The 12876-nt window shown below is 36.9% G+C and carries 6 protein-coding genes and 4 pseudogenes; 5 read left to right on the top strand and 5 right to left on the bottom strand.

The features are described from left to right. Nucleotides 1-94 precede the first annotated feature (94 nt). Nucleotides 95-824 (top strand): annotated as a pseudogene (fadR, locus tag NYR89_RS02070) (fatty acid metabolism transcriptional regulator FadR). Nucleotides 825-836: 12 nt separating this feature from the next. Continuing rightward, nucleotides 837-1907 carry a PhoH family protein gene (locus tag NYR89_RS02065; protein WP_279446136.1) on the top strand — a complete coding sequence of 357 codons (1071 nt, stop codon included), beginning with the start codon at nt 837-839 and terminating at the stop codon, nt 1905-1907. Nucleotides 1908-2016: 109 nt separating this feature from the next. Here the strand turns inward: NYR89_RS02065 and tkt are convergent. Continuing rightward, nucleotides 2017-4022 (bottom strand): annotated as a pseudogene (tkt, locus tag NYR89_RS02060) (transketolase). 380 nt (nt 4023-4402) lie between these two features. Between tkt and rpmE the strand changes: the two are divergent. The 3 genes and pseudogenes from rpmE to ilvY all read left to right on the top strand — a co-directional run bounded on the left by rpmE (nt 4403) and on the right by ilvY (nt 7207). Continuing rightward, complete coding sequence (gene rpmE / locus NYR89_RS02055; protein ID WP_005597698.1) at nt 4403-4615, top strand: 50S ribosomal protein L31; 213 nt, start codon at nt 4403-4405, stop codon at nt 4613-4615. Nucleotides 4616-4702: 87 nt separating this feature from the next. Continuing rightward, on the top strand, nt 4703-6340 hold the full coding sequence (locus NYR89_RS02050; RefSeq protein ID WP_279446135.1) for a phosphoethanolamine transferase: 1638 nt from the start codon (nt 4703-4705) through the stop codon (nt 6338-6340). Next, nucleotides 6321-7207 (top strand): annotated as a pseudogene (gene ilvY / locus NYR89_RS02045) (HTH-type transcriptional activator IlvY). Before NYR89_RS02050 ends, ilvY begins: the two are co-directional and overlap by 20 nt. A 147-nt stretch (nt 7208-7354) precedes the next feature. On the opposite strand, the gene apbC reads toward ilvY, so the two are convergent. From apbC to ppiD, 4 genes and pseudogenes are all read right to left on the bottom strand, one after another. Beyond that, entirely contained in the window at nt 7355-8452 is a 1098-nt protein-coding gene (apbC, locus tag NYR89_RS02040) for an iron-sulfur cluster carrier protein ApbC (RefSeq protein WP_279446134.1), read from the bottom strand. A 3-nt stretch (nt 8453-8455) separates the two neighbouring features. Then, nucleotides 8456-10002 (bottom strand): annotated as a pseudogene (locus tag NYR89_RS02035) (peptide ABC transporter substrate-binding protein). Between the two features lie 11 nt (nt 10003-10013). Next, complete coding sequence (locus tag NYR89_RS02025) at nt 10014-10667, bottom strand: YchE family NAAT transporter (protein ID WP_279446131.1); 654 nt, start codon at nt 10665-10667, stop codon at nt 10014-10016. A gap of 120 nt (nt 10668-10787) precedes the next feature. Further along, complete coding sequence (gene ppiD, locus NYR89_RS02020) at nt 10788-12665, bottom strand: peptidylprolyl isomerase (RefSeq protein WP_279446129.1); 1878 nt, start codon at nt 12663-12665, stop codon at nt 10788-10790. Nucleotides 12666-12876: the final 211 nt, after the last annotated feature.

Below are 12876 nucleotides of genomic sequence, written 5' to 3'. Positions count from 1 at the left end.
TCGCATATTTTGATGAGATTTTTTTTGATTTTAGATAAAAATCACTTCTTTTTTTTATTTTTAATGATTTTAATGGATGAGTACAGGGGATTGCATGGATAGTTCTTATATTTTAAAAGCTCAAAGTCCGGCGACATTGGCGGAAGAGTATATCGTACGCAGTATTTGGAACAATACCTTCCCAGCAGGTACAGATCTCCCAGCAGAACGAGAACTTGCCGATAAAATCGGCGTAACAAGAACCACATTACGAGAAGTGCTACAACGATTAGCTCGTGATGGCTGGTTACATATTCAACACGGTAAACCTACACGAGTCAATAATGTATGGGAAACTGCCGGACCTAATATCATTAGTACAATCATCAAATTAGATAAATCATATTTACCAGTGATTATTTCTAATGTTGTTTCGTTACGTACTCGTATGGCTGAAGCCTATATCCCAGAAGCGATTAAGTTAAAGCCGGAAGAATGTATCAGCTTCTTTTCTCAGTTAGATAATTTACAAGATACCGCAGAGGCATTTGCTTCTTTTGACTATACATTATTTAGACAATTTACTTTTACGGCAAACAAACCGGTATATGCACTTATCCTCAATAGCTTTAAAGGTATGTACCATCAGGTGGCAAGTATCTTTTTCTCTGATGCGGCGTATCGTCAATTAACATTAGCTTTTTATCGAGAATTATTGAATGCCTGTATCGAAAAAAATCATACGAAAGCGTCAGAATTAATGATGCAAGCATCGTCAATCGAGTAGTGCAATTTGGGCAAAATTGCTACAAAACATACCGGAAAATTTTGGCGAAAACGAATAGGACCAAGTTATTTTGAACGAAATTCTCTTAACCTTAGAACCTCAAGACAACGCACGTTTACAATCGCTTTGTGGTGCATTTGATGAACATTTAACTTTAATTGAGAAAAGTTTTAATCTCACTATTGCTCGTAATGGTTTCTCTTTTTCAATTCAAGCCGATGACGAAAACCATTATTCAGCAACATTAATTCAAAATGCAGTAAAGCTCTTAAAACAGCTTTACATTGATACCGCACCCATTAAAGGTAAAATCAAAGAATTGGATTTAGAAGATATTCATTTAGCGATTCAAGAAAGCCGAATGTTACTTCAAAATCAATGGAATGTTGGAGGACAAGGAGAAATTTCAATCAAAACGAAGCGAGGCGTGATTAAGCCAAGAGGCGAACATCAGCAAGCTTATTTAAGAAATATTCTTAGTCACGATATTAGTTTCGGTATTGGACCAGCCGGTACAGGAAAAACATTTCTTGCCGTTGCTGCCGCAGTAGAATCACTTGAACGTCAAGAGATTCGCCGCATTTTACTTACTCGTCCGGCGGTTGAAGCCGGCGAAAAACTCGGTTTTTTACCCGGTGATCTCGGGCAGAAAATCGAACCGTATCTAAGACCATTATATGACGCTTTATTTGAAATGTTAGGTTTTGAAAAAGCACAAAAATTGATGGAACGTAATGTGATTGAAATTGCACCGCTTGCTTATATGCGTGGGCGTACTCTAAATGATGCGTTTATTATTTTAGATGAAAGCCAAAATACTACGACAGAGCAGATGAAAATGTTCCTGACTCGTATCGGTTTTAATTCAAAAGCCGTTATTACGGGAGATATTACCCAAGTTGATTTACCTCGTAGTCAAAAATCAGGTCTAAGACACGCAATGGAAGTGTTGAAAGATGTACCTGATTTAAGTTTTAATTATTTTGATAGCCAAGATATTGTTCGTCATCCGGTAGTGGCGAAGATTGTACAGGCTTATGATGTTTGGGAAGCAGAGGATGAACTGCGTCGTGAGCAACGCCGTTTGGAAAAACTTGCTTTAGAACAACAGAAAATTTTAGAACAAGCAGAACAGTTATAAAGAGATAAGCGGTTATTTTGGTAAAAAATTTTGTAAATTTGACCGCTTAGTTGCTGAATAGAAAAAGGCGAGAATGTTATTTTCTCGCCTTTTGTTTAGTTTATGGAAATTATAGAATTTCTTTCGCTTTCGCTACAACATTTTCAACCGTAAAACCAAATAGTTTAAATAGCTCGGAAGCAGGTGCAGACTCACCAAAGCGATTCATACCTACGATACGGCCTTCTAAGCCAACGTATTTGTACCAGAAGTCAGATAATTGAGCTTCGATTGCCACGCGTTTTGTTACTGAGCTTGGTAATACAGATTCACGATATGCCGCATCTTGTTTATCAAACACGTTCGTACTTGGCATTGAAACTACACGAACTTTTGTTCCTTCTGCATCTAATACTTCAGTTGCTTTCATCGCTAAATCAACTTCAGAACCGGTTGCGATCAGGATTAAATCAGGGCAACCGCCTTTTTCACAACATTCACGTAAGATATAACCACCACGAGCTACATTTGCTAATTGTTCAGCAGTACGTTCTTGTTGAGCAAGATTTTGGCGAGTGAAAATTAATGCACTTGGACCGTCTTTACGTTCAACCGTCGCTTTCCATGCTACCGCAGATTCTACTTGGTCAGCCGGACGCCACGTTTCTAAATTTGGAATATAGCGTAATGATGCGGTTTGTTCTACCGGTTGGTGAGTTGGACCGTCTTCGCCTAAGCCGATAGAGTCATGAGTATAAACGAATAATGAACGTTGTTTCATTAATGTCGCCATACGAACTGCGTTGTGCGCATATTCATAGAACATTAAGAAGGTTGCACCGTAAGGAATAAAACCACCGTGTAATGCAATACCGTTCATAATTGCAGACATACCGAATTCACGCACACCATAGTTAATGTAGTTACCATCCACGTTATGATCTGCACGGATTGGTTTTGAACCAGACCATAATGTTAAGTTAGAACTTGCTAAGTCTGCAGAGCCACCTAAGAATTCCGGTAAGATATGCGCATAAGCTTCAATTGCATTTTGTGATGCTTTACGGCTTGCGATCGCGCCGGATTTGCTTGTAATTTTTCGATAAATGCTTTGCTTTCTGCTTCCCAGTTCGCTGGTAAATCGCCAGCCATACGGCGTTTAAATTCTGCCGCTAATTCAGGGTATCTTGCTTCATAAGCCGCAAATTTCGCATTCCATTCTTTTTCTACTACCGCACCTTGTGCTTTAGCATCCCAATCTGCATAGATTTCTGCTGGAATTTCAAATGGAGCGTATTCCCAGTTAAGCGCTTGGCGAGTTAATGCGATTTCATCGTTACCTAATGGTGCGCCGTGGCAGTCGTGTGATGCTGATTTATTTGGAGAACCGTAACCGATGATAGTTTTACAGATGATTAATGTTGGGCGATCTGTTTCCACTTTTGCATTTTCAATCGCAAATTTGATTTGTTCCGCATCATGACCGTCTACATTTCGGATAACTTGCCAGCCATAAGCTTCAAAGCGTTGTGCGGTATCATCGGAGAACCAACCGTCTACATGACCATCGATTGAAATATTATTGTCATCGTAGAAAGCGATTAATTTACCTAAGCCTAAAGTACCGGCTAATGAACAGGCTTCATGCGAAATACCTTCCATTAAACAGCCATCACCTAAGAATGCATAAGTGTAGTGGTCAACAATTTGGTGGCCTTCACGGTTAAATTGTGCGGCTAATGTTTTTTCTGCAATCGCCATACCCACCGCATTAGTGATACCTTGACCTAATGGGCCTGTTGTGGTTTCAACGCCCGGAGCATAACCATATTCAGGGTGACCTGGGGTTTTAGAATGTAATTGACGGAATTGTTTTAAATCTTCAATTGAAAGATCATAGCCTGTTAAATGTAATAAGCTATAAATTAACATTGAACCATGGCCGTTTGAAAGTACGAAACGGTCGCGATCAGCCCACTTAGGATTAGTTGGATTGTGCTTTAAAAAGTCGCGCCATAATACCTCAGCGATATCTGCCATACCCATTGGGGCACCAGGGTGACCAGAGTTAGCTTTTTGTACTGCATCCATACTTAAAAAGCGAATTGCATTCGCTAATACTTTACGTTCTGCCATGTGTTTACTCCTAGACAAGAAAATGACAAATACTCTATGAAATAGATAGATTAGTTAATGGAATTAATTTTACACTATTTTTGAAGTAATACTCAAAAAATCTCTAGGAAAATCTGTGATCTTCTTCACAAAATATGAGAAAAAACTGATTGAAAATGATTTGTTTTGATTAAGTTATATAATGAGGATATTTTTGTGGAAAATTATGTTAATTGATTAGGCTGAGTATTGATCTTAATTGCCAAATACCATAGAATACTGGCTCTTTTTGGCGTCGAGCAAATGCTCGGCATATTATTTATTCACATATGGTACTTATCAGCGGATATACGAATGTATAACAAGATAAGTGGCGATATGGCTTCATTAGAGGTTTTCCAATGAAACAAGGTATTCACCCAGAATATACAGAAATTACTGCAACATGTTCATGTGGTAACGTAATCAAAACTCGCTCAACAGTGGGTAAAAACTTAAATCTTGATGTGTGCGGTAACTGTCACCCATTCTATACTGGTAAACAACGTGTTGTTGATACTGGTGGTCGTGTTGAACGTTTCAACAAACGTTTCTCAATCCCAAGCACAAAATAATTTATTGGAAGTAAGAAGAACCCTGTTTTTGACAGGGTTTTTTTATATATAAGTCATATATAACTATTTAATTAAAAGGAGTATTTAATGATTAAAAATAATATAACACTAAAAACAATACTAATTTTATTTGGATTTCCTTTAATCTTTTTGTGTAGCGAGATATTTTTTAGAAAATTATTTGATATCAATCCATTAGAGAAATATTTCGAAAACTACCTTATTTTCTTTTTATTTGTTTTATGCTTGTATTTTTCAAAATGGAAAATCACAAGAATTTTACTTACTTTTCTATTTTGTTTTGGTGTAATCGCTAATAACATTCACTATGAAGTATATCAAAATTGGATTAACAGCATTAATTACCTTTTAATGTTTAAAGAGGTTACCGAGGTTACGCATGCTGGTTTTGGTATGGTGGATAAAGTTCTACCAGCCTTAATTTATGCATTAATTGAATCTTTTATATTCCTATCCATATTATTTTTTAGACATAACGATCGTAAAAACAAAAAAGGAATCATTTATTTTGATGTCTTATTCTCTCTGATTTTCTTATTTATAATTGTTCGTTCATTTTTTTCAAGCTCAGAAAATGTAACAACTAATCTGGCTCACTCAAGAATTAAATCCCATTTTTATTCTGTAAGTATATTTTTAGGAAAGATACTTCCTTATGATCTGTTAAATTTAAGTGATCTGCCGAAATATAGCTATCCCATGCCAGAAATCGTTTCTCAGCCTAAAGTAAAAAATATTATTTTAATTGTGGGGGAAAGTTTGTCTGCTAAACATGTTAATTATTTTGGTTATCATCGTAATACAATGCCTTTTTTGACTGAGCTTGCTAAAAATAATCCAAATAAGAATTTATTATTAAAAGAAACTTATAGTGCTGGTGTTTTAACTGCACTTTCCGTTCCCGCATTATTTAGTGCAATTCCATATCCGAATGGTATAGAACAAATAATGAAAGGAGATACGAATATTTTTAATTTAGCAATAAAACAAGGGTATGAAACGTATTTTTATACATCTCAGCCTGAAAAAGAAATGAGCTTAATTAATTTAATGGGCAAAAATTGGATGCAAAACAAAATTATGCCAACCCAACTAGGAGAAGATGTTTCAAGAGGGATGAATGATCACCGTCTAATCCCATTACTTAAAGATATTGATTTAGATAAAGGGAATAATTTTATAGTATTGCAACAAAGAGGTTCTCATACAAATTATGGAGAATATTTATCAGAAGATGAAAAGATTTTCAAAAATGGTACTTATTTAGATAATTATGATAGCACTATATATAATACTGACCAATTTATAAAGAAAATATATGACTATTTAGCAAGTAGAAATAAAGATGATTATCTATTAATCTATACTTCCGATCATGGTCAACTTGTTACAGAAAAAACTTATAATCAAGGAACTATGGATGAGCCACAATATCTTGTACCTTCATTTATTTATACTCAAAATAGAGATGTTATCGAAAATATGAGTAGTTTTGATCAATGTCAAAGATTATTCCATCAACAAATCGCTACTTTTATGATTAATACAATGGGATTTGATATGCCAATCTCAGATTGTAAAAAAGGTGTCGTATATACATCTTTATTAAGTGGAGATAGTGGATACTTAGAAATTGAAGAACCCAACAAAGCTGTATTAGTTAATCCTAAAAAAGAAAAATTAGATGGAATTTCAATCCCTTAAACTGTTTTTAGATATTACTCAAACAAAAAGTTTTATTCGTGTCATGCGGAAAAAAACTATATGACGGCTTCGACTCTTTCTCGCCATATTCAACGAATTGAACAAGAGTTAGGGCGACCGTTATTTATCCGAGATAACCGACAGGTTCATTTAACAGAAGCGGGTGAAAAGTTTTTGGTGTTTGCAAAACAAAGTTGGTCTGATTGGCGACAATTACAGCATCAGCTTTCACCAGCACAAGGTCAGTTAGAAGGCGAATTAAAAGTGTTTTGTTCGGTAACGGCGGCTTATAGCCATTTACCACAAATTCTAGAGCAGTTCCGTCAAGCATATCCGAAAGTGGAGATCAAACTAAGTACCGGCGACCCGGCTCAAGCTGTGCATACGGTTCATTCCTTTGAAGCAGATATATCACTCACCGGTAAGCCGGAGCATCTGCCGAATAGTATTGTATTTCATTATATTGATGATATTCATCTGTCAGTTATTGCACCACGAGTGGCGTGTGCGGCAACACAATGTTTGCAACAGTCGCCGATTGATTGGCAAAATATGCCGTTTATTTTGCCGCTTGACGGGCCGGTTAGAAAGCGAATCGATCGTTGGTTTAAAGAATTAAAAATTAAAGAACCGAAAATTTATGCCACGGTTGCAGGGCATGAAGCGATTGTGCCGATGGTCGCATTAGGATGCGGTGTGGCATTGTTACCGGATGTGGCGATTAAACACAGCCCGATGAATAACCAAATTTCTTATTTGAAATTGCCTGAGCCGATATCGCCGTTTGAACTGGGAATTTGTGTACAAGAAAAAAGGCTACAAGAACCGATTATTAGAGCGTTTTGGGAATTGTTGCCGAAAAATTGAAAACAAGCGGTCAAGTTTAACAAGATATTTACCGAATATCTTAAACTCGGAATATAGCCTCTTTAAATTAAAAAGAGGTATAGTAGACAAAAAGTTGGTAACGATTATAAAATATAATTATTATCAACTTTTTGTTCTATCTATCGATTATTTCACTTCACGGATCATAATTTCAGACGGAATAACTGAGCCTTGCCAATATAATTCCGAAGCAACTTTTGCCGCTAATTCAATGTATGCTTGGCTAGTTTCGTGTTCCGGTGCGGCGACAACCGTTGGCGTGCCAGCATCCAAATCCTGACGTAAACGAATATGCAACGGCATTTGTCCTAACACTTGCGTACCGTATTTTTTCGCCACTTTATCCGCACCACCGGTGCCGAAAATATCTTCGTGGTGACCGCAATTTTGGCAGATATGTACGCTCATATTTTCAATCACACCCAATACCGGTACAGAAACTTTTTGGAACATTGAAATCCCTTTTACCGCATCTAATAATGCAATATCCTGTGGCGTCGTAACCACTACCGCACCGGTTACTGGAATTTGTTGAGAAAGGGTAAGCTGAATATCACCCGTACCCGGCGGCATATCAATCACAAGATAATCCAGTTCTGTCCACCATGTTTCATTCAATAATTGGCTTAATGCTGAACTTGCCATTGGCCCACGCCAAATGGTTGCATTATCTTCCGCCATTAAATAGCCGATTGAATTCGATTGAATCCCATAAACTTCAACCGGTGTAATATGTTTATTATCCGGAGATGTCGGGCGTTGATCCTGAGCACCTAACATATGAGGAATAGAAGGCCCGTAAATATCTGCATCTAAAATACCGACTTTTGCCCCCTGTGCTTTTAATGCTAAGGCAAGATTGACTGAGGTAGTCGATTTACCTACACCGCCTTTGCCTGAAGTCACCGCAATAATATTTTTGACACCGTTTACTGCTGGGTGATTATTCGCACGTTTTAAGGTTGCAATCTGATAATTTAAAATCCATTTGACCTCATTTGCACCGCTAATTTGTTTCAGTTTTGCTTCCGTTCCCGCTTTTAATACTTCAAAACCGCTGTTCCAAGCAAATGGCATCGTCAATTCTAAGCGTAAAATACCTGCACCTAATTCCGCTTTCTTAAACGCATTCAGCGCGATTAAATCTTTTTGCAATGTTGGGTGAGTGAAATTTTGTAAAACAAATTTAATTTCACTTAATTGCTGTTCGTTAAGTTGATTCATCGATTAATCCTTAGGTTTCATTCGATATAAATGTTTACTATAAATTACTTCACTATCATTATTTAGATCAATACCTAAAACGGAGGGATCTAATGCCACGCGGCGATAATACTGAAACATCGGAAGTACCGCAACATCATCATCAATTTGTTGAACGATACTTTGAATAAGCTCTGTTCTTGTTTGCTCGGTTAAATTCTGATTTTGTAATTGTTCTAACTGTTGATCCACTTGCGGATTATGATAATTACTTTTGTTATCTACACTTTTTGAATGGAAATGTAATAAAAACGGTAACGGATCAGAATAATCCGCACACCAACCAGCTCGACTCATCTGATACTGTTTTTTATCTCGCAAAGTTAATAATTGTTGCCAATTTACCGCTTGAGGCTGAATCTTAATAAGATCTGACTCTCCTAATGTACGAATGATTTGATTCGCAATCTCCGCATGTTTATGTTGTTCATCGTAAGTTAACGTCAATTTTAACGGATTAGTCGAACTAATGCCGGCTTGTTTCAGTAAGGGTTCTATCACTAATGGATGCCATTGACGCTGAGTCGGTTTCAGCATATTTGGGGGTAAGACTGAAAGATTGGCTAAACCATACTGTTGAGCAATACGAGTGGATAAAATCATCGTTTTAATTGCTTGGCGAACTTCCTTACGACTTAACTGGGGATCGGCTAAATTAAACTCATAATAATAGGTACATAAACGTGGAAATTCCCAAATGTTATGCTCTCGCCCTTCTAGTGGATTTTCAATGACATCAAAGGGTTTAATTGATTGTAATACCGAAATACGATGATATTCCACTTTTACAAAGTCCATATTATTTTTGACCGCTTGCAAAGCCAACATTTTATCTGTATTTGCCATTAAATAATAATCACCGTTTGTGACTAATTGCTTCCCATCCGGTGCTTTACCTTGAAACGTCGGTAATAATGCAATATGAGCCAACATTTTAGGCAACATCGGATTCGGTTTATTTAATTGAATTTGTAGTGTGGAATTGTTTAGTGCTTTAATACCCAATTCGTCCACAGATTTTTCGCCGGCTACGATTTCTTTAGCATTATTCAGTTGCATATAAGCTAAATAAGGCGCTAACGGCGAACCGTTTTTAGGCTCTACCAAGCGTTGCCAACTTAATACAAAATCTTGTGCCGTTACAGCGGCCCCGTTCGACCATTTGGCATTTTCATCTAAAATAAACAACCAATCTTTATGATTATCAGTAAACCAAGTCTTCGCGACCGCCGGTTGTACAGCTCCTTTTTGATTATATGCCACTAACCCGACAAGCATATCCCTGAGAGGCACACTATCTGCGCGGAATAGGCAAAATGTGGATCTAACTGAAATCTATTAGTATAAATTGCACGTTTTAAAATGGTACGATCAATTTCAGGTAATACTTCATTCTTAACTACATTAACTTGTTTTACCGGTAAATTTTGGTCGCAACTTAACAGCATAAAACCGATGAGCACGCTGGTAAGATTTCTCAAGAATTTAACCGCTTGTTTACAAGATGGCATTATTCCTCCTGCTAGTGAATTGAAGTAAGACCGGGGAATAAATTCCCTAATCCTGCAACAATAATTTCAATACCGAGAGCCATCAGAATTAATCCCATAATACGAGTAACCACATTTGAACCCGTTTTACCTAATTTTTTAACTAACGGTGCGGAAAAACGGAATAAGGTATAACACACTATCGCAAAGACAATAATCGCAATACTAAAACCGATATAATCTGTAATATGGTTGTAACGTGTTCCCCAAACAATCGTAGAACCAATAGCTCCCGGCCCTGCCATAATCGGCATTGCTAAAGGAACAACGCCAATATTTTCGTATTCACTCACATCAGCATTTTTTTCTTCTTTATTTTGTTTATGTTCCCCTAATTTTCCGCTGATCATCGTCATTGCAATACTTACAATCAGAAAACCGCCTGCCACACGGAAAGAATCTAACGAGATACTAAACGCATCTAAAATCAATTTTCCAAAAAACAGACTGACTAACAAAATGATACCAATCGAAACCGAAGTAATTAAGCTGGTATGATTTCTTTCTGCTTCATATTGGTGCGTAGTCATACTAAAGAAAATCGGCAATGAACCGAATGGATTTACTATCGCAAATAATCCAATGAAAAATTGCAAATAAATCGCAAAATTAATATTGAGTTCCACTAACGCCAACCTTTATAAATAAAATTATCTGCCATTATATAGAGTAAGATAAATAAGACAAAATAAAAACGCCTAAAACTTAGGCTTTAGGCGTTTCTCTTATTTTATCATTCATTGAAATTAATGGCTTGATGATTCTGCTTGTCCCATAAAATCATCATTAATCTCAATCTTCGCTTTTGCACGTAAGTCTTTTAATAAATCATTACGTAATAAAAGCTGTTCCGCTTGATTAAACTGGCTTGCTAATGACTTAAACTCATCAACATTACCATCTGTAACTTTATCCAATGCAACAATAATCACATCACCTTGCTGATTTTGAGCCACTTGGTAAACCGCTTTATCAGTCGGTTTCGACATAGCAAAAACAGTTTGAGCTAATGCTGGGTTATCGTTTTCAGCTTGTACAAAAACTAATGTTTGCGGATTACCAAAAGTCACATCAACAGATTTACCTTCATTTAATGCTTTAACTTGTTGTTCCGCTTTAGTACGAAGCACTTGTTCTGCTTTCTGCTGTTTTACTGCAAGGTCTAGCTCACTTTTCGCTTCGTCAAAACTTTTAACTCGTTCAGCTTGGTAATCACTTACACGTACAAATATCGTTTTTGGTTCGTGTTCTGTACCAATATCCAACGCATCAGAATTTTGACCGTTTTGACGTAACTCACCGCTAAATAAGGCTTTGACCACTTTTTCATGATTAAGCTCCGCCGGTAAATTTTGCTGAGTAAATTGTGCTGTTTTTTGCACTTTTACGCCGCCGGCTTGAGCCACCGCTTCTAAACTGCCGTTATTTTCAAACGATTTGTTCGCCATTTCACGAGCAATATTAGAATATTCAGTTAACAATAATTCTTGGCGAATGGTTTTTGCAATCTGATCTTTCACTTGCTCAAGCGGAATCACTTTTTCGCCTTTACGCTCTAATACTTTAATGATGTGATATGCACCATCCACATTCACAACCGCACTAACCTGACCGGCTTGTAACGTTGCGTACGCGCCTTCAAACGCTTTAGGGAAGGTACCGGCTTTCGCCCAACCTAAATCACCGCCTTGTGTCGCAGATAATTTATCGGTTGATTTACTTTTTGCTAATGTAGCAAAATCCTCTCCTTTTTGAAGCGCTTCCGCTACAGCTTTTGCCTCAGTTTCATTGGCTAATTGAATATGAGCAACACGAGCTTCACCTTTTGTTGCATAGTCCGCCTTATTTTTTTCATAATAAGTCGTAATTTGCTCATCATTCACTTGCACATTCTTTGCTACGTCAGCCGGCGTTAAAGCAACATATTCAACCGTCAATTTTTCCGGTTCGATTAATTCTGCTTTATGGGCTTCATAATATTTCTGTAATTCATCACTTGAAGCGGTCTGATTTTCCGCTTCTTTTGCAACGGAATAGTTAGCTAAACGCACTTCACGTTTTTGTAATAACAATTTCGCTAATAATTCGTTTTGTGCCGGAACAGTAAAATTACTCCCAATAATTCCCTCTTGGATTTGTGAGAATAGCATCGCTTCATTAACAATCGCCGCATAACCGTCTGCCGTCAGTCCGTTACTTCTCAATGTGTGTTGGTATAAATCATTACTGAATTTACCGTCTTGTTGAAATGCTTGGCTATGTACAATTTCACTTTTAATTTGATCAGCACTAATACCTAATTTTAATTCTTTTGCATATTGACGTAATAATTCATCATCAATCAAACCGTTTAGTACGGATTGGTTAAACTGCTTTGCATATTCAGGTGTATCCAGTAAATCCCAAAAACGCTCGCCCATTTGTGCATTTAACACACTTTGTTGACGATTTTTTGCAGTATTGAAAGCCTGTTGGCTAATTTCCGTACCATTCACTTTTACTGCCGATGTATCTCCGCCGACTAATCCTGTACCGATACCAGTAATCACAAAGGATACAGAAATTAGGGCAAAAATAATTTTAAACACAGGACCTTTTGTCCGTTCGTGCATATTTTCAATCATTGATAAATTCCTAATGAAGTTTATTGAAAAAATTATGCCGATTATACTGTAAATCGGTTAATTCTCAAATGTGTAATTTTAATAATTACAAGCAAAAATCCAGTAAAAAAGCACCGCTTACCAAGTAAGTTAGACTTGATAGATTCTCATCTACCTCTTTACATTAATCAGGAAACTTGTTTTAATTTCCGCCCTCCTGTACTTGCTTTAT

Origin of the sequence: Actinobacillus arthritidis, from assembly GCF_029774155.1 — a bacterium.
In the GTDB taxonomy this organism is placed as follows: domain Bacteria; phylum Pseudomonadota; class Gammaproteobacteria; order Enterobacterales; family Pasteurellaceae; genus Actinobacillus; species Actinobacillus arthritidis.
The sequence above is the reverse complement of the archived record's forward strand: the minus strand, read 5'-3'. Positions and strand labels throughout refer to the sequence as shown.